Source organism: Klebsiella sp. GG_Kp146 (assembly GCF_040061975.1).
GTDB classification, from domain to species: domain Bacteria; phylum Pseudomonadota; class Gammaproteobacteria; order Enterobacterales; family Enterobacteriaceae; genus Klebsiella; species Klebsiella quasipneumoniae.
The window spans coordinates 88507-113026 of record NZ_JBEAHA010000012.1 but is presented as its reverse complement, the minus strand read 5'-3'; the positions used below and the strand labels follow the sequence as shown (position 1 = coordinate 113026).

Here is a 24520-nt window from a genome sequence, read left to right as displayed (position 1 = left end):
AGATCGCTGGCAGGGGGGTCATCGACAACTGCTGTTGTAAGGGCATGACAGTCCTGATATAACTGCTGCGCGGTCGCACTATGAAGGACTCTGGTGCGATATAAATTATAAAGAGAGGAAGAGAACAGTGAATAAATCTCAACTGATTGACAAAATTGCTGCGGGTGCGGACATTTCTAAAGCTGCAGCTGGACGTGCGTTAGATGCTTTAATCGCTTCTGTTACTGAATCTCTGCAGGCTGGGGATGACGTTGCGCTGGTAGGTTTCGGTACCTTTGCTGTTAAAGAACGTGCCGCCCGTACTGGTCGCAACCCACAAACAGGTAAAGAAATTACTATCGCTGCCGCAAAAGTGCCGGGCTTCCGTGCTGGTAAAGCGCTGAAAGACGCGGTGAACTGATCGGCTTTCCCGTCAGGGAATGTGACGAAGTACAAGGGCGCATCGTGAGATGTGCCTTTTTTATTGCCTTTTCAGACCACTTTATGTGTGTTTATCGCCACTTGTGGGCTGACAATCACCCTGTTTTCTTGTCAAAATACGTCCTCACGCGCGGCGGCCATCACGTGCTATGCTGCGCGAGCTAAAGTCATCTACAGCGGAGCGTTGTTACACCATGATGGACAACCTACGCACGGCCGCCAACAGCGTCGTGCTCAAGATTATTTTCGGTATCATTATCGTCTCGTTCATTTTGACCGGGGTGAGTGGTTACCTGATTGGCGGTGGCAAAAACTATGCCGCAAAAGTGAATGGCCAGGAGATTGGCCGTGGGCAGTTTGAAAACGCCGTCGCCAGCGAACGTAACCGTATGCAGCAGCAGCTTGGCGACCAGTTCTCCGAGCTGGCGGCGAACGAAAACTACATGAAAACCATGCGCCAGCAGGTGCTGAACCGCCTGATCGATGAGTCGCTTCTGGATCAGTATGCCCGCGAGCTGGGCCTCAGCATCAGCGATGAGCAGGTGAAGCAGGCGATCTTCCAGACCCAGGCGTTCCAGACGAACGGTAAGTTCGACAACCAGCGTTTCAGCGGTATTGTCGCCCAGATGGGAATGACCACCGATCAGTACGCCCAGGCGCTGCGTAACCAGCTGACCACGCAGCAGCTGATTAACGCCATTGCGGGTACCGATTTCATGCTGCCGGGTGAGTCCGATCAGCTGGCGGCGCTGGTGTCTCAGCAGCGTGTCGTCCGCGAAGCGACCATCAACGTCAACGCCCTGGCGACAAAACAGACCGCCAGCGATGAGGAAATCAACGCTTTCTGGCAGCAGAATCAGGCCCGTTTTATGGCGCCGGAGCAGTTCCGCGTGAGCTACATCAAGATGGATGCCGCCAGCATGCAGGAAAACGCCTCTGACGAAGAAATCCAGTCATGGTATGACCAGCATAAAGATCAGTTCACTCAGCCGCAGCGTAATCGCTACAGCGTGATTCAGACTAAAACTGAAGCCGACGCGAAAGCGGTGCTGGCCGAGCTGCAAAAAGGCGCTGATTTCGCCACGCTGGCAAAAGAAAAATCGACCGATATTATTTCTGCCCGCAACGGCGGCGATATGGGGTGGATGGAAGATGCCTCTACCGTGCCTGAGCTGAAAGAGGCCGGCCTGAAAGAGAAAGGCCAGCTCTCCGGAGTGATCAAATCCTCGGTTGGCTTCCTGGTGGCCCGTCTGGACGACGTCCAGCCGGCGCAGGTCAAGCCGCTGGCTGACGTGCGCAATGACATTGCGGCGAAAGTGAAGCAGGAGAAAGCGCTGGATGCTTACTATGCGCTGCAGCAGAAGGTGAGCGATGCGGCCAGCAACGATAATGAATCGCTGGCGGGCGCGGCGCAGGTCGCCGGAGTGCAGGTGGTGGAAACCGGCTGGTTTGGCCGCGATAACCTGCCGGAAGAGCTGAACTTTAAACCGGTCGCTGACGCTATCTTCAACGGCGGTCTGGTCGGTGCGAACGGCGCGCCGGGCAGCAACTCTGACATCATTACCGTTGATGGCGATCGCGCTTTTGTTCTGCGTATCAGCGAGCACAAAGCCGAGGCGGTGAAACCGCTGGCCGAAGTGAAGGCGCAGGTCAGCGATATCGTTAAGCACAATAAAGCGGAACAGCAGGCGAAGCTGGATGCCGATAAGCTGCTGGCGGCGCTGAAAGACGGCAAAGGCGATGAGGCGATGAAGGCGGCTGGCCTGAGCTTTGGCGCGCCGCAGACGCTGTCCCGTACCGGCCAGGATCCGCTGAGCCAGCTGGCATTCACTCTGCCGCTGCCGCAGCAGGGCAAACCGGTCTATGGCGTTGGCAGCAACATGCAAGGCGATGTGGTGCTGGTGGCGCTGGATGAAGTGAAAGCAGGCAGCATGCCGGAAGAGCAGAAGAAGGCTATGGTTCAGGGGATTACCCAGAACAATGCCCAAATCGCTTTCGAAGCGCTGATGAGCAACCTGCGCAAGGCGGCGAAAATTAAGCTGGGCGACAGCATCGACCAGCAGCAGTAATTTCGCGTCGTTTCGCAAAAATACGCAACACCATGTAATCCTCAGGGGCCGCTTTCGCGGCCCTTTCCATTTCTGTGATTTGCCTTTTGTCGGCCATCCGCACTGACGCTATCGTAGCCTTGCTGTCTACACACAAGGAGATATCAGCATGAAATATGGAATAAAAGCACTGATGGCCGCGGGCGTTCTGGTTTTCGCGGTAGGCGCACAGGGCGCGCTGGCCGCCCCCGCCAGCGGCAAAGCGGTGGTAACCAAAGAGCATGTCCCGGCGTCCTCTTCGGCGAAAGCGAAAGCGGAACCCGGCGAGGCCGACAACGGGGCGACCAAAGTCAGCATTAACCACGCCAGCGCCGAGCAGCTGGCGCAGGCTCTGAATGGCGTGGGGTTGAAAAAAGCCCAGGCGATTGTCAGCTACCGTGAGGAGTATGGGCCATTCAAAACCCTTGATGACCTGAAGCAGGTCCCGGGGATGGGCAGTGCGCTGGTGGAGCGGAATTTAGCCCATCTGACGCTGTAAATTTTATGCCAGCGCTTGCACAGCAGTAATTTTTTGCCAGGATAAAGAGGTTGCATTAAGTGGTGTGACCTCTTACCTCGCAAACAACAATAACAGAAAGGCATTGATGCTATGCAAACACAAATTAAAGTTCGCGGCTATCATCTGGACGTCTACCAGCATGTGAATAACGCACGCTACCTGGAGTTCCTTGAGGAGGCCCGCTGGGATGGTCTGGAAAATAGCCCGGCGTTTCAGTGGATGACCGAGAAAAACATCGCCTTCGTGGTGGTGAATATTAATATCAACTACCGCCGTCCGGCGGTCCTGGGCGATGTGCTGACGGTGAGCAGCAAACTGGAGCAACTCAACGGCAAAAGCGGCACGCTCAGCCAAGTGGTCACCCTCAACCCCAATGGCGAGGTGGTGGCCGATGCGCTGATCACCTTCGTCTGTATTGATTTGAAAACCCAGAAGGCGCTGCCGCTGGAAGGGGAACTACGTGAGAAACTCGACCAGATGAACTTGCGCTGACAACCGTCGCGTGCGTGCCGGGCGGTGGCGCGCTTCGACCTCCGGAAGGTGATCAACCCCTTGCCCCGGTATGCGTAGCGCCACCGGGGAATTTGAACTGAAGCTTCGGGCAGATACCTCTTCGGAGGCTATGCCTGTGTCAAGCCGGTTTTTTGCTTCATCACCGCCATTACCCCGACCTTATCGGCCAGATACTGGTTGAGCCCGTTAGCGCGCAGGTTGCAGGCGGCGCACTGGCCGCAACCATCGCCCTTAATGCCGTTGTAGCAGGTGAGGGTTTCCCGGCGCACCAGATCCAACTGACCCCAGTAGTCGGCCAGCGCCCAGGTCTCGGCTTTGTTCAGCCACATCAGCGGGGTTTCAAAGCGAATGTCTTTCGCCATCCCAAGGCTGACGGCGTGGTGCAGCGCTTTGACAAACTCATCGCGGCAGTCCGGGTAGCCGGAGAAATCGGTCTCGCACACGCCGGTGATGATAGCGTCGGCTTTTACCTGATAGGCGTAGATTGCCGTCAGGGTTAAAAACAGAATATTGCGCCCCGGGACAAAAGTATTGGGAATGCCCTCGGCATCAGGCTGATAGTCCGGTACCGGAATGTTATCGCGGGTCAGGCTGCTGACCGCCAGTTCATTGAGCAGGGTAACGTCCAGCACTTTATGCGCGACGGCGCCAAGTTTCAGGGCGAGTTCGCGCGCAACGTCGATTTCCGCGCGGTGGCGTTGGCCATAATCAAAAGTGACGCAATGCACTTCATCATACTGTTGCAGAGCCTGCACCAGACAGGTGGTTGAATCTTGTCCTCCGCTGAAGACAACTACGGCGCGTTTCATGGCAATTCCTGACTTAATGAGTAAAGGCGATATGGTAGCGCCAGACGCCCGCCACCACCAGCTCTCTCACGTCGACGCCGGCAGCCAGGCGCTGGCGAAGTCGAACCAGCCGCGGGCGTTGAGGCGCAAGCCATTGACACCCGGCGGGGCGCTGATCCGATAGTTGTATTTAAACAGCGGCGTCATGATGGCGTCTTCCATCAGGTTGTTGAATACGTTGCGCAGCGCATCGTTGCGGCTGCGGGCTTCCGGCTGCGCCTGTACCGCGTCTAATGTCGCCTGCAGATGGGCATATTGCGCCCCGGTCAGCAAATTGGGCCACAGCATATCGCAGCGCAGCCACTGCTCCAGGGCATACTCTGGCGCTTCGCCGATCAGGCGGTCGCCCATCATCAGGTCGGCCTGCCCCAGATGCTGGCAGCCCTCCCAGTTTTTGGCGTCATGAAACAGAAGCGTCAGCTCGCAGCCCAGCACAGCCAGCCGCTGTCTCAGCTGTTCGGCCATGGCGTGGAGTTCGACCGGCAGATGGTAGAGCAGCGTGAGCCTGGCCGGCAGTGGCACCGCGCTGTTTTCCGGCCCCTGCGGGATGGACCATCCCGGCAACACCTCATGGCTTGGCGTAATCAGATCCTCGTCGAGCGGCAGCGTTTCCAGCAACGACGATCGGTGAATTATCGATACCAGCCGCTGGGCCTGCGCTTTGCTAAGCCGAGGGCTGTGACGCAGGGTCAGATAGCAGAAGCCAAGACTGATGCTGTTGCTGACCTGGCGCAGGTTATGGAGCTCTTCGCGGTCGCCAATCGTGATCTGCACCGGGTGGCGACAGCTGGTCCCGAGATCGCGATCGAAGAGCTGGGGGGTGATCCAGTACTCCACCGCCTGGATCAGCGGATGCCGCAGATGGTAGCGGGGGTGGTTCTCAAGGCGGACGAGTTCCGGACTAAACCGCTTCAGGCGGAACGGTCCGCAGCCGATGGCCGGATCGTCAGGATGGGCCAGCACGCTGCAATAGCTGGCGAGGCGGAACGGCAGCCAGTAGTCAGGACGATGCAGCGTGATGGTGAGGCACTGGGCGTGAGTGACGTCGATGCGGCTGATGCTGGCGAAGAGGGTCCGCAAGGCGGGCAGATCCAGCAGCAGCAGTAAGCGCTGCCGCAGCTGTGCGGTTTCCACTGCATCGCCGTTGTGCCAGCACAGTGTGGAGCGGATATAAAACTGCCAGCGCAGGCCGTCAGGGGAGACCTGCCAGTGGTGCGCCAGATCGCCGATTGGCATAGTGTCGCCTTCGTCGAAGCGTGTCAGCCCGGCATAGATCTGCCCGGCCAGATGCTGCTCGGCGCGTCCGGGCAGAAAGCCGGGGCGTAGCGGTTCCAGCGGGCGATAGTATGGAATACGCAGCGTCGGGGTATTGTTTTGCCACTGACCGCCCAGAAAGGGGTGGAGCAGGGCTTTCAGCTCCACCGGGGCCAGCTGCGCCAGCTCCAGCGCGTTTTGCTGCTGACCTTTATGCAGCGCCAGCTCCATCATCTCATTGCGCAGACGTTCCGGCGTTTTATAAAAAGAGAGCAGTCCGCGCTTGCCGCGCCCGGAGCGGGCCTGCCAGCTTAACCATCCGGCCTCTTGCGCCTGACGCAGCAGGGTACGGACATGGCGTTCGCTGCAAAAACAGCGTTCCGCCAGTTCGCCGACGGTGACCTGCTGCGGCGCCCCGGCTGAGGGTTGCCACAGCCGCTGGTACTGATTTAAACGGTGTAAGAGTCGCATAAGCGCTGTCGTCCACCGGGCCGTAATAAACCCGGAACAATTTATATTATCTATTCACTATTACTTCCGTATATCCCAGGTGATACTGCAACACAAGCGAAGCCCATCACACATTGGGGAAAACACCATGGCAAAACTGGCAGCATTTGATATGGACGGCACCTTGCTGATGCCGGACCATCGTCTCGGAGAAAAGACGCTCACCGCGCTGAAACGGCTGCGGGAACGCGATATCACCCTGACGTTCGCCACCGGCCGCCATGCGCTGGAGATGCACCATGTGATGGGTGAGTTTTCCCTGGACGCTTTTCTGATCACGGGCAACGGGACGCGCATCCACTCGCTGGAAGGGGAGGAGCTGTACCGTCAGGATCTCAATCCCGAGGTAGCGGAAGAAGTGCTGCATAGTCGATGGGATACCCGGGCCAGCATGCACGTGTTTAATGACGGCGGTTGGTTCACCGGCCAGGCAAGGCCTGAGCTGCTGAAGGCGCATGTCTTTAGCGGGTTTCGCTATCAACTGTGTGATCCGAAACGTATGTCGGCGCATCATGTCACCAAGATCTGCTTCTGCGGCGATCATGACGATCTGCGCCGCCTGCGGATCCAACTGAATGAGGCGCTGGGCCAGCGCGCGTTTCTCTGCTTCTCGGCGTTGGACTGTCTGGAAGTGCTGCCGGTTGGCTGCAATAAAGGCGCGGCGCTGGCGAGGCTGAGCCAGCACCTGGGCCTCACCCTACAGGAGTGCATGGCCTTCGGCGATGCGATGAACGATCGCGAGATGCTTCGCAGCGTCGGGCGGGGGTTCATCATGGGCAACGCGATGCCGCAGCTGAAAGCCGAGCTGCCGCATCTCCCGGTTATCGGCGACTGCCGGCATCAGGCGGTCTCCCATTTTTTAACGCATTGGCTGGATAATCCTGATCTTCCTTATTCCCCCGAATAGAGAGACCCTTCCAGCAAGCCAGATAGCATTCTATCTGGCTTTTTTTATGTTCTGCTGACCAGCCGGGCTAGCTCCGCCTGCCAGGGGGCGATATCGCCGATGTTGGCCGCCACCCACTGTGGGTTGTAATAGCTTTCCAGATAACGCTCGCCGCTGTCGCACAGCAGGGTCACGAGGGAACCCGTGCGTCCTTCCTCGCGCATCCGCGCGGCCAGCTGCAGCACCCCCCACATATTGGTTCCGGTCGAGGCGCCGACTTTCCGTCCAAGCTGCGTTTCCAGCCACAAAGCAGTGGCCACGCTTGCCGCATCCGGCACGCGCAGCATCTCATCTACAACGTCGGGAATAAACGATGGTTCGACCCGCGGGCGGCCGATGCCTTCAATTTTGCTGCCGACCGGGCTGCGCAGGCTGGCGTCGCGTGTCTGCCAGTAATCGAGGAACACCGAATTTTGCGGGTCGACAACCATCAGCTGCGTCTCGTAGCCCTGGCTGCGAATATAGCGGCCAATGGTCGCTGAGGTGCCGCCGGTGCCGGCGCTCATCACGATCCACGATGGCTGCGGGTGCGGCTCATGGCTCATCTGGCGGAAAATACTGTCGGCGATATTGTTATTGCCGCGCCAGTCGGTGGCCCGCTCGGCGAAGGTAAACTGATCCATATAGTGACCGTTCAGCTCGCGCGCCAGCGTTTCGGAAGCCGCATAGATTTCGCAGGCGTTCTGCACAAAATGGCAGCGTCCGCCGTAGAACTCGATCTGTTCGATTTTACGTCTGGCGGTGCAGGAGGGCATCACGGCGATAAACGGCAGCCCCAGCAGGCGGGCGAAATAGGCTTCAGAAACCGCGGTCGAACCCGAAGACGATTCGATAATCGTGGTGCCTTCTTTGATCCAGCCGTTGCACAGGCCATAGAGAAACAGCGACCGCGCCAGACGGTGTTTGAGGCTACCGGTCGGATGCGTACTTTCATCCTTCAGATAAATCGGGATCCCGGGAAAACCAGGCAGCGCCAGGCGAATCAGGTGTGTATCGGCGGAACGCTGATAGTCGGCGTTAATTTCACTAATGGCGTGTTTTACCCAGGCGCTATTCATCTCGGATTCCTGTTTGTCATTTTGTGCCCAGCTTAGCGGATTGTGCGGGAAAAATTGTTGCTATTTAGCCTTTCAATTACAATTGCAGGAGTAAATTATTCTCTCTGGTGGCCTTATGTTAGATAAAATTGACCGTAAGCTGCTGGCGCTGCTGCAGGAAGATTGCACCCTCTCTTTGCAGGCGCTGGCTGATGCCGTTAATCTGACCACGACCCCTTGCTGGAAACGCCTGAAACGACTCGAGGATGACGGTATTCTCCGCGGGCGCGTCGCCTTACTGGATGCGGAAAAGGTGGGGCTTGGGCTGACGGCGTTTGTCCTGATCAAGACCCAACATCACAGCAGCGACTGGTATTGCCATTTTGTGAGCGAAGTGACGCAGATGGCTGAAGTGCTCGGCTTCTGGCGGATGGCGGGGGAGTATGACTATCTGCTGCGGGTGCAGGTGGCCGATATGAAGCGCTATGACGACTTTTATAAACGTTTGGTGAACAGCGTGCCGGGGCTGTCGGATGTCACTTCGAGTTTTGCCATGGAACAGATAAAATACACCACCGCCTTGCCTGTCGAATAACGGTATTGCGCCGTAACCCATAACAAAATCAGGATCTTACTGCTTGCGATTATTTGCACAACTCAGCTGGTATTTCCGCCGGGAGTGGCGCCGCTATCTTGGCGCCATTGCCCTGCTGGCCATTATTGCCGTCCTGCAGCTTGTTCCGCCGAAGGTGGTGGGCATTGTGGTCGACGGCGTGACGCAACAACATTACACCGCGGAGAAGGTGTGGATGTGGATCGGCGCGCTGGTGCTGATCGCGGTGATGATTTACCTGCTGCGCTATGTCTGGCGCGTGCTGCTGTTCGGCGCCTCTTACCAGCTGGCGGTTGAACTGCGGGAAGACTTTTACCGGCAGCTGAGCCGCCAGCATCAGGCGTTCTATTTGCGCCATCGCACCGGGGATCTGATCGCCCGCGCCACCAACGACGTGGACCGGGTGGTGTTTGCCGCCGGTGAAGGGGTGTTAACCCTGGTGGATTCTCTGGTGATGGGCTGTGCGGTGTTGATTGTGATGTCGACGCAGATTAGCTGGCAGCTCACCCTGCTGGCGCTGCTGCCGATGCCGCTGATGGCCCTGGCGATTAAACGCAACGGCGATGCCCTTCACGAACGTTTTCGCGTTGCCCAGGCGGCCTTTTCCAGCCTCAACGATCGCACGCAGGAGAGTCTGACCAGCATCCGCATGATTAAGGCGTTCGGGCTGGAGGATCGCCAGTCGGCGCAGTTTGCCGCAGATGCGGCCGATACTGGAGCGAAAAATATGCGCGTGGCGCGCATTGACGCTCGCTTCGACCCTACTATCTATATCGCCATCGGGGCGGCGAATCTGCTGGCCATCGGCGGCGGCAGCTGGATGGTGATCCACGGTAGCCTGACGCTGGGTCAGCTCACCAGCTTTGTGATGTACCTTGGTCTGATGATCTGGCCGATGCTGGCGCTGGCGTGGATGTTTAACATCGTGGAGCGCGGTAGCGCGGCCTATGGTCGTATTCGCACCATGCTCGAAGAGGCGCCGGCGGTGGACGACGGGACCGAGACGGTACCGGCTGGCCGCGGCGTCCTGCAGGTCGCTATCCGCGATTTCATCTATCCACAGGCGAGCAAACCTTCGCTGGAACAGGTTAATTTTACCCTGCAGCCGGGGCAAATGCTGGGCATCTGCGGGCCGACGGGCGCTGGCAAAAGCACCATTCTGGCCCTGCTGCAGCGCCATTTTGACGTCACCAGCGGCGAGATCCGCTTTCACGATCTGCCGCTACCGCGTCTGCAGCTCGACAGCTGGCGCGAACGGCTGGCGGTGGTCAATCAGACGCCGTTTTTATTCTCCGATACCGTCGCCAATAATATCGCGCTGGGAAAACCGGACGCGACGCCGGAACAGATTGAGCGGGTGGCGCGGCTGGCCAGCGTGCATGACGACATTCTGCGTCTGCCCCAGGGGTACGATACCGAAGTAGGCGAGCGCGGCGTGATGCTCTCCGGCGGCCAGAAACAGCGCATCTCGATTGCCCGCGCCCTGCTGCTGGAGGCCGAAATTCTGATCCTTGATGATGCTTTATCCGCGGTGGATGGCCGCACCGAACACCAGATCCTGCATAACCTGCGCCAGTGGGGAGAGGGGCGGACGGTGATCATCAGCGCCCACCGCCTGTCGGCGCTGACTGAGGCCAGCGAAATCCTGGTGCTGCAGCATGGGCATGTCGCCCAGCGCGGCCGCCATGAGGCGCTGGCGGTGCAGCCCGGCTGGTACCGCGACATGTATCGGTATCAGCAGCTGGAAGCCGCGCTCGACGAGGTTCCCCAGGAGCAAGAGGAGGCCCTGGATGCGTAGCTTTACCGAACTCTGGCCGACGCTTAGACGCCTGCTGGCCTATGGTTCACCGTGGCGTAAGCCGCTGGCCATCGCGGTGGCGATGATGTGGATCGCGGCGGCGGCGGAGGTGAGCGGCCCGCTGCTTATCAGCTATTTCATTGACAATATGGTGGCGAAACAGACTCTGCCGCTGAAGCTGGTGGCAGGCCTGGCGGCAGCCTATATCGGTCTGCAGCTGCTGGCGGCGCTACTGCATTATAACCAGTCGCTGCTGTTTAACCGCGCCGCGGTCGGCGTGGTCCAGCAGTTACGCAGCGATGTGATGGATGCCGCCCTGCATCAGCCGCTCAGCGAGTTTGATACTCAGCCGGTCGGGCAGCTGATCTCACGCGTGACCAACGATACCGAAGTCATTCGTGACCTGTATGTGACGGTAGTGGCGACGGTGCTCCGCAGCGCGGCGCTGATCGGCGCGATGCTGGTGGCGATGTTTAGCCTCGACTGGCGGATGGCGCTGGTGGCGATCGCGATTTTCCCGGCGGTGCTGATCGTGATGATCATTTATCAGCGCTATAGCACGCCGATCGTGCGCCGGGTGCGCGCCTGGCTTGCCGACATCAACGATGGCTTTAACGAAGTGATCAACGGCATGGGGGTCATCCAGCAGTTCCGCCAGCAGGCGCGTTTTGGCGAACGGATGCGCGAGGCCAGCTACGCCCACTACCTGGCGCGGATGCAGACGCTGCGCCTGGACGGTTTTCTGCTGCGTCCGCTGCTGAGCCTCTTTTCCTCGCTGGTGCTGTGCGGGCTGCTGATGCTGTTCGGCTTTAGCGCGGCGGGCACGATTGAGGTCGGGGTGCTGTACGCGTTTATCAGCTATCTCGGACGCCTCAACGAGCCGCTCATTGAGCTGACCACCCAGCAGTCGATGCTGCAGCAGGCGGTGGTCGCCGGCGAACGCGTTTTCGAACTGATGGACCGTCCGCGCCAGGCGTGGGGCGCCGATGACGCGCCGCTGAGCAGCGGTCGGGTGGAAATCGACCATCTCTCCTTTGCCTACCGCGGGGATCGTCTGGTCCTCCAGGATATCACGCTGGATATACCTTCCCGCAGTTTTGTGGCGCTGGTCGGGCATACCGGCAGTGGGAAGAGTACCCTCGCCAGTCTGATGATGGGCTATTACCCGTTAACCCACGGGGAGATCCGCATCGATGGCCGGCCGCTCTCTTCTCTCAGCCACAGCGCGTTGCGTCGGGGCATCGCGATGGTGCAACAGGATCCGGTGGTGCTGGCGGATACCTTCTACGCCAACGTCGCGCTGGGCCGGGACATCAGCGAAACACAGGTCTGGGAAGCGCTGGAGGCGGTGCAGCTGGCGGCGGTGGCGCGCAGCATGCGCGACGGCCTGTACACCCAGCTGGGCGAGCAGGGCAATAATCTCTCCGTCGGACAGAAGCAGCTGCTGGCGCTGGCGCGCGTGCTGGTGGAGACCCCGCAGGTTCTGATTCTGGATGAGGCGACGGCGAACATCGACTCCGGCACCGAGCAGGCGATCCAGCAGGCGCTGGCGAAGGTTCGCCAGCATACCACCCTGGTGGTTATCGCCCATCGTCTGTCGACCATCGTTGAGGCGGATACCATTCTGGTCCTGCATCGCGGTCAGGCCGTCGAGCGGGGCAACCATCAGCAGCTGCTGGCGGCGAAAGGCCGCTACTGGCAGATGTATCAGCTACAGCTGGCTGGTGAAGAGCTGGCGGCCAGCGCCAGAGAAGAGTCGCTCAGCGCCTGATGCACCACCAGCAGGCAGCGAAGGCGGGTCGGCCTGTCGTGGTGCAAAAACGTTACATCAAATGCACCGCCGTGGTGCATTTTTGCCCGTTAAACGCCTTTACGCAGGCTAATGCCTGACCTCTCGCCTGTTTTTTGCCATCAAAGGGCCGCTCAGCGGCCTTTTTTCATTTCTGGCATAGCCCTTGCTTTATATCCATCGTGTTAGCTGCGGCCATTACCGAATACTGACTGGAGGGGACTTATGAAGCTGGTTACCGTGGTAATCAAACCATTCAAACTGGAAGACGTGCGTGAAGCCTTGTCTTCCATCGGCATTCAGGGCCTGACGGTCACTGAAGTCAAAGGATTTGGCCGTCAGAAAGGTCATGCGGAGCTCTACCGCGGCGCCGAGTATAGCGTCAACTTTCTGCCAAAAGTGAAGATTGATGTGGCGATCGCCGACGATCAGCTGGATGAAGTTATCGATGTCATCAGCAAAGCGGCTTACACCGGAAAAATTGGCGACGGCAAAATTTTTGTCGCTGAATTGCAGCGCGTCATTCGCATCCGTACCGGCGAAGCTGACGAAGCGGCACTGTAATTTCCAGACCACACAGTGATGGGGAACGAAACAATGAAAATGGCAACAATGAAATCGGGTCTGGGGGCGTTAGCCCTTCTTCCGGGGCTGGCGATGGCCGCGCCTGCGGTGGCGGACAAAGCCGATAATGCGTTTATGATGATTTGCACCGCGCTGGTTCTGTTTATGACTATCCCGGGGATTGCGCTGTTTTACGGCGGGCTGATCCGCGGTAAGAACGTTCTTTCCATGTTGACGCAGGTGATTGTCACCTTTGGCCTCGTCTGCGTACTGTGGGTCATTTATGGCTATACCCTGGCCTTCGGCACAGGCGGCAGCTTCTTCGGCAGCTTTGACTGGGTAATGCTGAAAAATATTGAACTGAAAGCGCTGATGGGCACCTTCTATCAGTATATCCACGTCGCCTTCCAGGGCTCGTTCGCCTGCATCACCGTCGGGCTGATCGTCGGCGCGCTGGCTGAACGTATCCGTTTCTCCGCGGTGCTGATTTTCGTGGTGGTGTGGATGACGCTCTCCTACGTGCCGATTGCGCATATGGTCTGGGGCGGCGGTCTGCTGGCGACCCATGGCGCGCTGGATTTCGCCGGCGGCACCGTTGTGCACATCAACGCCGCGGTCGCCGGGCTGGTGGGCGCCTATATGATGGGCAAACGCGTGGGCTTCGGCAAAGAAGCGTTCAAACCGCATAACCTGCCGATGGTGTTCACCGGCACCGCTATCCTCTATGTGGGCTGGTTCGGCTTCAACGCCGGCTCTGCCAGCGCAGCGAATGAAATCGCGGCCCTGGCGTTCGTTAACACCGTCGTGGCGACCGCCGCGGCTATCCTGGCGTGGACCTTTGGCGAATGGGCTCTGCGCGGCAAACCTTCACTGCTGGGCGCCTGCTCCGGGGCAATTGCCGGTCTGGTTGGCGTTACGCCGGCGTGTGGTTATATCGGTGTCGGCGGCGCGCTGATCGTCGGTATCGCCTCTGGCCTGGCGGGTATCTGGGGCGTGACTGCGCTGAAACGCTGGCTGCGTGTGGATGACCCTTGCGACGTCTTCGGCGTCCACGGCGTCTGCGGCATCGTCGGCTGTATCCTGACCGGTATCTTCGCGGCGACTTCACTGGGCGGCGTCGGTTATGCGGAAGGCGTCACCATGGGCCATCAGCTGCTGGTGCAGCTGGAAAGTATCGGCATTACCGTGGTCTGGTCCGGCGTCGTCGCTTTCATCGGCTACAAAGTGGCGGATATGACCGTAGGGCTGCGCGTACCGGAAGAGCAGGAGCGCGAAGGGCTGGACGTCAACAGCCATGGCGAAAACGCCTACAACGCCTGACAGAAACCCCTTCTCCATGTAGCAAAAAGCCTCCCGTCAGGGAGGCTTTTTTTTATGAATTGCGGTTGCGCATCACCCCTTCCTGGACCGTTGAGGCAACCAGCGTGCCATCCTGCGTGTAAAACTCGCCGCGAACGAAGCCGCGGGCGCTGGAGGCCGAGGTGCTTTCAACGCTGTACAGCAGCCATTCATTGATATTAAACGGCCGATGGAACCACATTGAGTGGTCGATGGTGGCGACCTGCATGCCGGGCTCAAGGAAACCAACGCCGTGCGGCTGCAGCGCCACCGGCAGAAAGTTAAAGTCCGAGGCATAGCCCAGCAGATACTGATGAATGCGCAGATCGTCGGGAACGGCGCCGTTGGCGCGCAGCCAGACCTGGCGCGCCGGCTCGGCGATATGGCCTTTCATCGGGTTATGAAATTCCACCGGGCGGATCTCCAGCGGCTTATCGCAGAGGAATTTGTCTTTCACCTGCGGCGGCAGGAGATGCGCCAGCTTGCGGGCGATGTCGGTTTCCGAAGGCAGTCCGTCAGGGGAGGGGGCGGCCGGCATCGCTTTCTGATGCTCATAGCCGTGCTCTGGCGCCTGGAAGGAGGCGGTCATATAGAAGATCGGCTTCCCGTTCTGGATGGCGGCGACCCGGCGGGCGCTAAAGCTGTTGCCGTCGCGCAGGACCTCCACATCGTAGACGATCGGTTTTTGACTGTCGCCGGGGCGCAGAAAGTAGCTGTGAAACGAATGCACCAGACGTTCTACGGGCACGGTCTCTTTTGCGGCATACAGCGCCTGGCCCACCACCTGGCCGCCAAAAACCTGGCGCAATCCCAGGTCTTCGCTCTGTCCACGGAACAACCCTTCCTCAATTTTTTCCAGATCTAATAATGCCAGCAGGTTAGAGAGTGCCTGACTCATACTTATCCTCAATTAACAATGGCGGCGCCGTGCGCGTAATGTGGCAAAGTATAACCTGGAATCGCAAGTGGTCCGATGGGTGTAATAATCTGAATAACAACCGGTCAACAGGAAGAAATCTGAGATCTGTGCCACACTTATTGACGACACGAAAGTTCCTGCCGGCGAAGCGGCGGAACATCCTCCTGGGTATAAAGGGATGATAAGGAGAACATCATGAAATTTGCCTATATGTTTAGTGCCTTAGCCGTCGCCGCGACGCTGACCGCCTGTGCTAATCACCACTCCACCAGTTCTTCCGCTCAGGCAGCCGCACCCGACCCTTACGGTATTGCGACGCTGAGCGTGGCGCAGCAGCAGCCGAGCGTCACGGGGACGATTAATATCCGCCAGAGAATCGCATTACCGCCGGATGCGGTGCTGACGGTGACCCTGTCGGATGCTTCTCTGGCAGATGCGCCAGCCCGCGTATTGTCGCAAAAAGCGGTGCGTACCGAAGGCAAGCAGGCGCCATTTAACTTTGCCCTGCCTTACAACCCGGCAGATATTCAACCGAACGCCCGCATTCTGTTGAGCGCAGCGATTACGGTTAATGGCCAGCTGATGTTCATTACCGATACCGTGCAGACGGTGATCAACCAGGGGGGCACCCATGCCGACCTGACGCTGGTTCCGGTTCAGCAGACCGCCGTGCCTGTCGCACAGTAAGCTCGATGAGCCCCCGGATGGGGGCTTTTTTTTGTCTTCAGTAAACCCAGCGATAGTGCTGGAGATCGATATGGCCGCTGCCGGAGACCTGTACCCCTTCGGCCAGCAATGCCTGACGCTGCCGCTGCAGATCGGGGCCGGTGAGGGAGATATCGCCATGGCGATTGACCACCCGATGCCAGGGCAGAGTGGACCCTTCCGGCAGACGCTTCAGCACACCGCCCACCTGGCGCGCCGCGCGCGGAGAACCGGCCAGCCTGGCGACATCGCCATAGGTCGTGACATACCCTTCCGGTATTGACGCCACAATGTGCCAGACACGTTGGGGAAATGTATCGAGCGGATCCATATTCAGTCCTGTTACCCGAAAAACGCCAGCATAAGCGCTGATCTGCAGGCTGTACAGCCTGCAGATCAGGCGGGCTGTTCGACGGTGAACGTCAGGGCCAGGCCGAGGATCTGCATGCCATGGACATTGTCGGAAGGTGAACTGGCGATGAGGCTCTCCAGGAATTTTAACCGCTGCGAGGTGGCGTTGATGATCAGCTTCGCGCGCAGGCCCGGCATGGTCAGCGACGAGATGGGGTAGACCACCCGACCGCTGATGTAGACCGGTAGCTTGCGCAGTTCCACCTGACGCAGCACGCCGACGGTGGAATAGAGCAGCGCCAGCGGCGTGACCGCCCGCACCGGCGCCTGACTGATAGTCACGAAGTCGAGCATTTTTTCAGGGCGCAGATAATTCACCCCCTGAAAGGCGATGGTCATCCCTTCAATGGCGGGTAAAGGCAGAGTGATGGTCTGTGGTGATGAGTCAGTCATTCGATTACCGTAGAGACAATGCGCTGATGATAAAAGAGAACATAAGGTGGATAAGTATGGTGGATATCCCGGAGGTGTGCTGAGCGCACGCTCTCACTCTCACAGATTGAGCGTGAGTGACTGGTTTTATTCGCGTTATTGCGCAATAAACCAGCAGGCAGTCGGGGCGCGCTTGCAATTCACCAGGTCAGCAGGGATAATGCGCCAGCGCGTTGGGTAACAACGCTCTCAATGGGGGCTCTGTTGGTTCTCCCGCAACGCTACTCTGTTTACCAGGTCAGGTCCGGAAGGAAGCAGCCAGAGCAGACGACGTGTGTGCCGGGATGTAGCTGGCAGGGCCCCCACCCATTTCGCCCTTATGATATATCCCTTATATTTTCCCGGTCTTTATTCCTGCTATATTTAATACCTGATACAGATCACATATTATTTTTTGTTGCTAAAACAACCCGTTTTTATTCCATAATATTGACTTGTCATAAATCTGAAATGCTACTGCAATATTAATGTCATTTTCGTGTCATAAATAAAGCGCATCTTATTGCTGGGAATTTGTTGCCAGATCCATGCTATTAAATATATCTCTGGATCAGCATGTTAACTTCGTGTATTAATTATGATGATTTTATTGCACGGGAAGCGTAGCTATGACCACAGTGGTTTTGAATGTAAAAATTGACGCTGAGTTAAAAGAAAAGTTGCGTCATTATGCGGAAGTGAATAACGAGAACCTGGGTACGGCAACGGAAAAGCTGCTGCAGCTGGCTTTTCAGCTGGAGGCATCAGCAGGTGAGGCGGGGGTGACGGAAGAGGACATTGACAGCCAGCATACCGAAGAGGAAGCGACGCCATTAACCCCTAAAGAAATCAAAGCATTAAGAAAACTTCTGAAGAAGAAAAAATGAAACAACAATTCTCTACAGCCAGCAACTATAGCGAAGCCTGCGATATGTTGCGCTCAGGATACGTAAAACACGTTCGCCTGAACTGGAATATCGGTAGTGATGAGTTCTTTCGCATTGCATCCGACTGGTGTGACACCGGCGCTAAAATTAAAAAAGATGAAGATGGCTTTATTATTTCCCTGAAAGGGTTTCCTATTCCGCGCCAGCATTAATGAAATTGCCTTATTTCCGTCACCGGGTTGCCATAACCAGATGGCAGGATACTCAGGCAATTTTATAAAAACATCTCATATACCTCATGGATGACGGACTTTTGACGGGCTGAAGCCAGCCCGTCGATATTTTCTTATATTATTTTCCGCAAACGCGTATTTTCCCGCTGTTCTGCAAGGCTATGCCACAATGGTTGTAGCGTGGAGAAGGCCTGGCGCAATGCTTCGTCCGGCAAGGTAAACGGCAGACGTAAATAGCGATCGAACGCGCCCTCCAGACCAAACCGCGTCCCGGTGCCGATATGGATCCCCTGGCTTTCCGCCCGCGCAGAGAACAGGGTGGCCAGCATGTCAGGGAGTTCCACCCAAAAAGAGAGTCCGCCTTCCGGTGGCGTAAAGCGCCAGCGGGGAAAATACTCTTTCATCAGCACTTCGCACATGTCCCGGCGCGCCTGCAGCATCTCCCGTCGCGGCGGCAGCAGCGTGGCGGCGTTTGCCAGCAGCCAGCTGCAGGCCAACTGCTCCAGCAGCGGCGTACCCAGGTCCAGAGAGTCGCGGGCCTGAATAAGCGAGGCGATCGTTCGCGCGCTGGCGCGGATCCAGCCGATGCGCAGTCCCCCCCAGAAACTTTTCCCGGCCGAACCGATAGTGAGCACCGCGGCGTCGGGATTAAAGCAGGCCAGCGGCGGCGGGGGCGGGGCGTTATACCAGAGGTCGACCATGGTCTCATCGATCACCAGCGTTGTTCGCGTCCTGGCCGCGATGTCCGCGACCCGCTGGCGGGTAGGGGCATCCATACAGCGCCCGGTAGGGTTGTGAAAATCCGGCATCAGCCATGCCAGACGCGGCGCGGTCTGCGCAATGGTCGCCGCTAATCCATCGCAGTCCCATCCCTGCTGGGGGAGTGCGACCCCAACGGGCCGACAGGAGGCGCCCTGAATGGCGCTGATGGCCATTGGGTAGGTCGGGGCGTCAATGACCACCCGGTCACCGGGGCCGGTGAACAGACGCAGGATCAGCGCGAAGGCGCTAAGCGCGCCGTTGACCACCATCACTTCATCGGGCCGCGTCGGCAGGCCACGTTCGCTGTAGCGCCGGGCAATCGCTTCCCGCAGCACCGGGAGCCCCTGCTGATCGTAGCCGGTCTGGGTGAGATAGGGCGGCAGCAGGGTCATGGCGTGCTGGAAGGCCTGATGGAGCTCCGGACCGGCGCTGAGGGCAGCGGTAGAGAGATTGATCGTCGAGGGGGTCGCAGAGGGCGGCGGCAGATCGGCAGGGCGTTCCGGCAGGACAATGCGCGACCCGCTCCCCTGGCGGCTATGGAGAAACCCCTCCTCCCGCAGCTGGCCGAGGGCGCTGGCGATGGTCGTCCGGCTGACGTTGAGGGCCGCCGCCAGCTCGCGCTCGCCGGGCAGGCGCGTCTGTAGCGTCAGACGGCCATCGAGGATCAGCAGGCGGAGCGCTTCCGCCAGCTGGCGCCATAGCGGTGTGCGGGGACTGGACTCCTGCCAGTTGCCAAGCAGGCGTACCAGGGACTGTGTTCCAAAGCGTCGGGCTGACATAGCGATCCACTTTTCCAAAACTGGCCATTAATTATCAGTCCATTTTTGCTGATGATAAGGGCATTCGCAATGATGTTGAGGAAAAAATATGCTTCGTCGCCTGCTGCAGTTATATATCGGTCTGGTGCTCTACGGCGTGTCCACGGCGCTCTTCGTGCATGCTAATCTCGGCGCCGATCCGTGGGACGTTTTTCATCTTGGGGTGGCTAAACAGCTGGGGATCAGTTTCGGGACCGTGATTATCCTGACCGGCGCCGCGGTGCTGCTGCTATGGATCCCGATTCGGCAGATGCCGGGGCTCGGCACGGTGAGTAATGTTATCGTGCTGGGGCTGGCGGCGGACGCCACGCTGGCCGTCCTGCCTCCGCTGGAGTCGCTGGTGGCGCGCAGTGCGCTGCTGGTGGTGGCGATTGTGATGAACGCTATCGCCACCGGGATGTACATTGGCGCGGGCTTTGGCCCGGGTCCGCGCGATGGCCTGATGACCGGCCTGCACGCTCGCACCGGCTGGTCATTGCGCGGTATCCGTACGGCGATCGAGCTCTCCGTGCTGCTGATTGGTTGTCTGCTGGGGGGCAAGTTTGGCGTCGGAACCGTCATTTACGCGCTGTCGATTGGGCCGCTGATCCAGCTGTGCCTGCCGTGGTTCAGCCAGCCCGTCCGCCGCCGGGCGGTCAGCACTCCCCGGGAGAGCGTCTCCTGAAGGGAACCCGCGCCCTCGTCGTCGAGAAGAGGGCGCATTGTGGTTTACAGGCCGCTCAGGCCATGAAGCATCATGTAGATCCCCACCACAATAATCAGTAAGCCTGAGATCCAGGGCGCTTTGCGCGAGATGTCGTTAAGCCACGGCCAGCGGCGGGTGGCATGTTTCATGCTCAGGGCGGCGATAGCCCCGGAAGCTACCAGCGTCAGCGCCAGACCGACGCTAAAGCCGAGTACCAGCGTGGCGCCCAGCGAGAATTTCTTCAGCTGTAAACAGATAAGCAGCACGGTAATGGACGCCGGGCAGGGGATCAGCCCGCCGGTCAGGCCAAACATCACAATCTGCCCGGTCGTCACCTGGCGGCCATCGAAGCGCCGGTTAATCTCCTGAGCATGGGCCCGCTGATGCGCGTCCTGCCACTCCTCCGCCACCAGCGGCGCGCCAGGGGAGTGAGAATGATGGTGATCATGATGTTCATGATGATGATGGTCATGGTGATGGTCATGGTCGTGCCCGTGCTGAGGATGATGGTGGTGGGCGTGGGGCCGCGATTCGCGCCAGGTGCGCCAGAGCATCCAGCAGGCAATCAACACAATGACAATCCCCGAGATCAGCTGAAACCAGGGCTCAGAAGTCTGGGCGTTCCAGCCGCGGCCAAACCACAGGCCGGCCATGGCGATCAGCCAGACCACCGCGGTATGCGAGACCGTCGCCGCCAGCCCCAACAGAACCGCCTGCTTTAAGGTTCCCCGTACCGCCACGATAAAGGCGGCCATCATCGTTTTTGAGTGGCCGGGTTCAAGGCCGTGCAGCGCGCCGAGCAGTATCGCGCTGGGAATAAACAGCCAGGCATTGCCCTGCTGCAGAAGGGAAGTGAAATCGTTCATATCGGGATCCTTGCCAAAAGTGGCTCTATGCTACTCCCCCCCAGTAGCAAAATACTACCCCCCAGTAGAAAAAGAGGCTGATAAAAGGGATCATGCTATGCTGGCAGGCGTTGCCGGCGTCGAAGGTCGGGCAATGACGGCAGAATAAAACGGTGGATCGCGCAATGTCACACACAGTGAGAGACAAAAAGAAGTTACTGACCCGGCTGAAGAAAATTCAGGGGCAGAGTACCGCATTAGAGAAAATGCTTAATCGCGAGCATGAGTGCGCTGAGGTGCTACAGCAGCTGGCGGCGATCCGCGGCGCGGTCAATGGCATGATGCTGCAGGTTATCCAGGGGCATCTGACCGACCATGTGGTGAAAGAGCCAGATGAGACGCAGCGTGAAGCGGATCTGGAGACGGTGATGCAGGTGATTAAATCCTATCTGAAGTAGCCTCCGGCAGAGGGCGGCGAAGAGGCCGCGCCCGCTGACCTTCTGCGCAGGCTGCCTGCCGCTTAATGCGCATGGAGATTATCTTCCGCCCACTGAATAAATGACTCTTTTGGCAGCGCTTTGCTGTACAGCCACCCCTGGGCGTACTGAACGCCATGCTGTCGCAGCCAGTCGCGCTGGCTTTCGGTTTCCACCCCTTCGGCGACGGTGGTCAGATTGAGCGCCTTGGCCATTTCAATAATGTGCGGCGTCAGCGGCCGGTACTCGAGGGTATCGACAAAGGATTTATCGATTTTCAGCGTGTCGACGTCCAGTTTCTGCAGATAGCTCAGACTGGAGTAGCCGGTACCGAAATCGTCAATCGAGATCCGATGGCCAGCCTGACGGTAGTGAGCGATCACCGGCATGGTGGTCTCCGGGTCGACAAACCCGCGCTCGGTGATCTCAAGGATGATCTGTTCGGCGGCGATCCCCCAGTGCTGCAGCTGATCGTGTAACAGCGTGGGCAGGGTGGGAGAGCGTAAGTCATCCACCGACAGGTTGATGGAGATATGCACTTCCGGCCGCTGCCTCAGCCAGGGGCCCAGATCGGCGAAAATTTTCCTGACGATATCTTCCGTCAGCTGGGTGATCAGTCCGGTCTGCTCGGCCAGGGGAATAAAGATATCCGGCGATAAATAGGTACCGTCGGGTTGCTGCCAGCGCGCCAGCGCTTCGGCTCCGGCGATTTTCCCGTCCTGCAATGAAATAATCGGCTGATAGTGAACCTGAATCGCTTGGGAATGGAGGGCGTCCAGCATACTGTTACGCGGTGAACGCAGGTGTCTCAGCAGGCGCAGCAGCAGCCAGGTGGCAAGCAGGCTGGTGAAGATGCCGGCCGGGAGCCAGAAGATCAACTGCTGCCGTATGTGCTGCTGCAGGGGCAGGGTGGATGACCAGGTCACAATGCCGGATCCCAGCTCGGGAATGCGCTGGATCCGGTAGACCGTATTATCCAGGGTAAGCATATTCAGGTGCGGGTCTTTAATCCGTTGCCAGGCCTTCGCCGGCAGCGGCTGGCTGCTGATCACCATTTTCAGATGGTCCAAACCAAACAGCATGCTATGGATCTTCTCCTCGCTGACGGGCGCCACATCAATGAAGGAGATGGGATCGATCATTACCATATGCTGCTGGCTGGCCATGGCCGTCATCTGGTGATTGAGGCCAAGATCGTTAATCGAGGTCAGCCAGGTGCGATAGCCGTCGGAGGCAATGTGGTCCGGTGGCGGGAAGGTCACCGCGACGCTATGGTCTTCCAGCGAGGAGCATTGCGGCACGGAATCCTGCAGCCAGAGCACTTCCTGAACGTAGCGGTGGGTATAGGCGATCCGGCGGAGCATGAGCAGATGTTCAGGGCTACAGGACGAGGCTGTATGTGCATCGGCCTCCCGCAGCGCTTCCCGGGCCTGATCGGCGACCTGCAGCGTGCGGGCGACGATGCGGTTGGAATAATCATCCAGTTCACGATAGAACTGCATTTTGGCCTGCCGCGCCGCCTGCCAGATGCTGAGCGAGATGGGCAGGATGATGGCCAGTATCAGCACCCCTGTAAACAGCGCCATCAGATGCCGGGTCCTCATGCCTGTGTCCTTATCGTTCGCCGGGTGTCATCAGTATATGCGAAAGATAAACCGGGCGCAGTGGGAGAAATCGCGCTGTGCGGGGAAAAAAACCGGCATCACAATAGCCTGCGATGCCGGGAGAGAAGGATGATTCCGATGCAGCAGAATAAAAATGAGGGTGTGAATGCCGGGCAGGATGTATTCCGGCATTCAGTCGCAGCATACGCTGCGCAGATGACAGCAATATGTTGGCTTAATGCGCGTCTGGCGCCGTGATATCGGCGCTGATGCGCAGATCGTTCTCATCAAACACCATGCAGAAGCGGTCATCGAAGGCCAGATTAATCTTCTGCCACGGGCGGAAATGGACGTCGCCGGGCAGCAGAACCTTGACGTTATCGTGACCATAGCACTGGCCGAACAAGTAGGTATTGTTGCCCAGACGTTCCACCACTTCACATTGAAACTCCACCACGGTACCGGTGGAGACTTCAGGCGTGAGATGCTCTGGCCGGATCCCCAGCGTTACCGCGGCGCCGGGGTTAAGCGGTTGGGTGGCAACGTTCAGGGTGAGCTGATGATCCTGGGCGAGGGTGACCGTTAAACGCTCTGGCTGCCAGTCGCTGACGGTGGCGGGTAAAAAGTTCATCTTTGGCGAGCCGATAAAACCGGCGACGAATTTGTTGACCGGATTGTAGTACAGCGCCATCGGCGAACCCATTTGTTCAACCTTTCCGTAGTTCATAACCACGATTTTATCAGCGAGAGTCATCGCCTCCACCTGATCGTGCGTGACATACACCATGGTGGTCTTCAGCTCCTGGTGCAGGCGGGCAATATGCAGGCGCATATCGACGCGCAGTTCCGCGTCGAGGTTAGAAAGCGGCTCATCGAACATAAACACCCGGGGATTACGCACGATAGCGCGGCCTATGGCCACGCGCTGCCGCTGGCCGCCGGAGAGCTGCTTCGGTTTACGGTCCAGCAGGTGAGAGAGCTGCAGCGTTTTGGCCACCATTTCCACCTGGCGACGGATCTCCGCTTTCGGCACTTTATTCACCTTCAGCCCGTAGCCCATATTCTCCGCCACCGTCATGTGCGGGTAGAGCGCATAGGACTGAAAAACCATCGCCACGCCGCGGCGGGCGGGGACCACATCGTTCATCACCTCATCGCCGATCAGCACTTCCCCGTCGCTAACCTCTTCCAGCCCGGCAATCATACGTAACAGCGTCGATTTTCCACAGCCGGAAGGGCCGACGAAGACCGCAAACTCGCCATCTTCAATATCGAGATTGACCTGGTGCAGCGTCACCGTGCTGCCGAACCTTTTGGTGACATTCCTCAGTCGTATATTGGACATCCACATTCCCCGAAGTGAGTAGCCGTTGTTTGCCGTTGGCGTGTCGCTGATTTGAGTGAAATTGTATTACGTGTAACAAAACAGCGTGACGATATTCAACAGCGCTAAAATAATGTCCTGACTATAACTTCCGCGGTTTTTGCGCCATACAGCGGCGTTTCATTTCTGCAAAGATGATCACA

The 24520-nt window shown here is 58.4% G+C and carries 25 protein-coding genes and 1 other RNA gene; 16 read left to right on the top strand and 10 right to left on the bottom strand.

Going from position 1 to position 24520, the window contains the following annotated elements:
• Positions 1-127: 127 nt before the first annotated feature.
• The 4 genes from hupB (at position 128) to ABLU95_RS13865 (ending at position 3519) form a co-directional block, all read left to right on the top strand.
• Positions 128-400 (top strand): nucleoid-associated protein HU-beta, encoded by a 273-nt coding sequence (gene hupB, locus ABLU95_RS13880; protein WP_002444653.1) that lies wholly within the window; start codon positions 128-130, stop codon positions 398-400.
• A gap of 214 nt (positions 401-614) precedes the next feature.
• Positions 615-2489 (top strand): peptidylprolyl isomerase, encoded by a 1875-nt coding sequence (gene ppiD, locus ABLU95_RS13875; RefSeq protein WP_243805457.1) that lies wholly within the window; start codon positions 615-617, stop codon positions 2487-2489.
• 148 nt (positions 2490-2637) lie between these two features.
• Positions 2638-3006, top strand: a complete 369-nt coding sequence (locus tag ABLU95_RS13870) for a helix-hairpin-helix domain-containing protein (RefSeq protein ID WP_023288616.1) — start codon at positions 2638-2640, stop codon at positions 3004-3006.
• Positions 3007-3117: 111 nt separating this feature from the next.
• On the top strand, positions 3118-3519 hold the full coding sequence (locus tag ABLU95_RS13865; RefSeq protein WP_023288617.1) for a YbgC/FadM family acyl-CoA thioesterase: 402 nt from the start codon (positions 3118-3120) through the stop codon (positions 3517-3519).
• Positions 3520-3647: 128 nt separating this feature from the next.
• Here the strand turns inward: ABLU95_RS13865 and queC are convergent, their stop codons facing one another.
• Positions 3648-4349, bottom strand: a complete 702-nt coding sequence (gene queC / locus ABLU95_RS13860) for a 7-cyano-7-deazaguanine synthase QueC (RefSeq protein ID WP_023288618.1) — start codon at positions 4347-4349, stop codon at positions 3648-3650.
• Positions 4350-4415: 66 nt separating this feature from the next.
• Complete coding sequence (locus ABLU95_RS13855; protein ID WP_048296861.1) at positions 4416-6113, bottom strand: SgrR family transcriptional regulator; 1698 nt, start codon at positions 6111-6113, stop codon at positions 4416-4418.
• Between the two features lie 127 nt (positions 6114-6240).
• Between ABLU95_RS13855 and cof the strand changes: the two genes are divergently transcribed.
• Positions 6241-7059 (top strand): HMP-PP phosphatase, encoded by an 819-nt coding sequence (cof, locus tag ABLU95_RS13850; RefSeq protein WP_065882820.1) that lies wholly within the window; start codon positions 6241-6243, stop codon positions 7057-7059.
• Positions 7060-7103: 44 nt separating this feature from the next.
• On the opposite strand, the gene ABLU95_RS13845 is transcribed toward cof, so the two are convergent.
• Positions 7104-8156: a PLP-dependent cysteine synthase family protein gene (locus tag ABLU95_RS13845; RefSeq protein ID WP_065882819.1), complete on the bottom strand. Its 1053-nt coding sequence runs from the start codon at positions 8154-8156 to the stop codon at positions 7104-7106.
• A gap of 115 nt (positions 8157-8271) precedes the next feature.
• Between ABLU95_RS13845 and ABLU95_RS13840 the strand changes: the two genes are divergently transcribed.
• From ABLU95_RS13840 to amtB, 5 genes are all read left to right on the top strand, one after another.
• Positions 8272-8730: an Lrp/AsnC family transcriptional regulator gene (locus ABLU95_RS13840; RefSeq protein ID WP_048296864.1), complete on the top strand. Its 459-nt coding sequence runs from the start codon at positions 8272-8274 to the stop codon at positions 8728-8730.
• A 43-nt stretch (positions 8731-8773) separates the two neighbouring features.
• Positions 8774-10546 (top strand): SmdA family multidrug ABC transporter permease/ATP-binding protein, encoded by a 1773-nt coding sequence (locus ABLU95_RS13835; protein ID WP_348879777.1) that lies wholly within the window; start codon positions 8774-8776, stop codon positions 10544-10546.
• Positions 10539-12317 carry a SmdB family multidrug efflux ABC transporter permease/ATP-binding protein gene (locus tag ABLU95_RS13830; protein WP_032453858.1) on the top strand — a complete coding sequence of 593 codons (1779 nt, stop codon included), beginning with the start codon at positions 10539-10541 and terminating at the stop codon, positions 12315-12317. Before ABLU95_RS13835 ends, ABLU95_RS13830 begins: the two co-directional genes overlap by 8 nt.
• 243 nt (positions 12318-12560) lie before the next feature.
• Complete coding sequence (glnK, locus tag ABLU95_RS13825; RefSeq protein ID WP_002891893.1) at positions 12561-12899, top strand: P-II family nitrogen regulator; 339 nt, start codon at positions 12561-12563, stop codon at positions 12897-12899.
• A gap of 33 nt (positions 12900-12932) precedes the next feature.
• Positions 12933-14219, top strand: a complete 1287-nt coding sequence (gene amtB, locus ABLU95_RS13820) for an ammonium transporter AmtB (protein WP_004204781.1) — start codon at positions 12933-12935, stop codon at positions 14217-14219.
• 52 nt (positions 14220-14271) lie between these two features.
• Here amtB and tesB read toward each other — a convergent pair whose 3' ends face one another.
• Complete coding sequence (tesB, locus tag ABLU95_RS13815; RefSeq protein ID WP_241516275.1) at positions 14272-15135, bottom strand: acyl-CoA thioesterase II; 864 nt, start codon at positions 15133-15135, stop codon at positions 14272-14274.
• Positions 15136-15351: 216 nt separating this feature from the next.
• On the opposite strand from tesB, the gene ABLU95_RS13810 reads away from it, so the two are divergent.
• On the top strand, positions 15352-15843 hold the full coding sequence (locus tag ABLU95_RS13810) for a YbaY family lipoprotein (RefSeq protein ID WP_023288625.1): 492 nt from the start codon (positions 15352-15354) through the stop codon (positions 15841-15843).
• Positions 15844-15880: 37 nt separating this feature from the next.
• Here the strand turns inward: ABLU95_RS13810 and ABLU95_RS13805 are convergent, their stop codons facing one another.
• Positions 15881-16192: an MGMT family protein gene (locus ABLU95_RS13805; protein WP_023288626.1), complete on the bottom strand. Its 312-nt coding sequence runs from the start codon at positions 16190-16192 to the stop codon at positions 15881-15883.
• Between the two features lie 65 nt (positions 16193-16257).
• Entirely contained in the window at positions 16258-16665 is a 408-nt protein-coding gene (locus tag ABLU95_RS13800) for a hypothetical protein (RefSeq protein WP_017898905.1), read from the bottom strand.
• A gap of 241 nt (positions 16666-16906) precedes the next feature.
• Between ABLU95_RS13800 and ffs the strand changes: the two genes are divergently transcribed.
• The 3 genes from ffs (at position 16907) to ABLU95_RS13785 (ending at position 17782) form a co-directional block, all read left to right on the top strand.
• Positions 16907-17003, top strand: an RNA gene (gene ffs, locus ABLU95_RS13795) — signal recognition particle sRNA small type.
• A 309-nt stretch (positions 17004-17312) separates the two neighbouring features.
• Positions 17313-17570 (top strand): hypothetical protein, encoded by a 258-nt coding sequence (locus tag ABLU95_RS13790; RefSeq protein ID WP_023288627.1) that lies wholly within the window; start codon positions 17313-17315, stop codon positions 17568-17570.
• Positions 17567-17782 (top strand): hypothetical protein, encoded by a 216-nt coding sequence (locus ABLU95_RS13785; RefSeq protein ID WP_004142688.1) that lies wholly within the window; start codon positions 17567-17569, stop codon positions 17780-17782. The genes ABLU95_RS13790 and ABLU95_RS13785 overlap by 4 nt, the downstream gene beginning before the upstream one ends.
• A gap of 134 nt (positions 17783-17916) precedes the next feature.
• Here ABLU95_RS13785 and ABLU95_RS13780 read toward each other — a convergent pair whose 3' ends face one another.
• Positions 17917-19344, bottom strand: coding sequence for a PLP-dependent aminotransferase family protein (locus ABLU95_RS13780; protein WP_348879773.1), 1428 nt, complete (start codon positions 19342-19344; stop codon positions 17917-17919).
• Between the two features lie 88 nt (positions 19345-19432).
• Here ABLU95_RS13780 and ABLU95_RS13775 point away from each other — a divergent pair, with 88 nt between their 5' ends.
• On the top strand, positions 19433-20047 hold the full coding sequence (locus tag ABLU95_RS13775; RefSeq protein WP_032453862.1) for a membrane protein: 615 nt from the start codon (positions 19433-19435) through the stop codon (positions 20045-20047).
• A 44-nt stretch (positions 20048-20091) separates the two neighbouring features.
• On the opposite strand, the gene ABLU95_RS13770 is transcribed toward ABLU95_RS13775, so the two are convergent.
• Positions 20092-20934, bottom strand: a complete 843-nt coding sequence (locus tag ABLU95_RS13770; RefSeq protein ID WP_101978173.1) for a nickel/cobalt efflux protein RcnA — start codon at positions 20932-20934, stop codon at positions 20092-20094.
• Between the two features lie 164 nt (positions 20935-21098).
• Between ABLU95_RS13770 and ABLU95_RS13765 the strand changes: the two genes are divergently transcribed.
• Positions 21099-21371 (top strand): metal-sensing transcriptional repressor, encoded by a 273-nt coding sequence (locus ABLU95_RS13765; protein ID WP_004204767.1) that lies wholly within the window; start codon positions 21099-21101, stop codon positions 21369-21371.
• Between the two features lie 62 nt (positions 21372-21433).
• Here the strand turns inward: ABLU95_RS13765 and ABLU95_RS13760 are convergent, their stop codons facing one another.
• Together ABLU95_RS13760 and ugpC are read right to left on the bottom strand one after the other, a co-directional pair.
• On the bottom strand, positions 21434-22993 hold the full coding sequence (locus tag ABLU95_RS13760) for an EAL domain-containing protein (protein ID WP_218801661.1): 1560 nt from the start codon (positions 22991-22993) through the stop codon (positions 21434-21436).
• Positions 22994-23228: 235 nt separating this feature from the next.
• Entirely contained in the window at positions 23229-24338 is a 1110-nt protein-coding gene (gene ugpC, locus ABLU95_RS13755) for a sn-glycerol-3-phosphate ABC transporter ATP-binding protein UgpC (RefSeq protein WP_023288632.1), read from the bottom strand.
• Positions 24339-24520 lie beyond the last annotated feature (182 nt).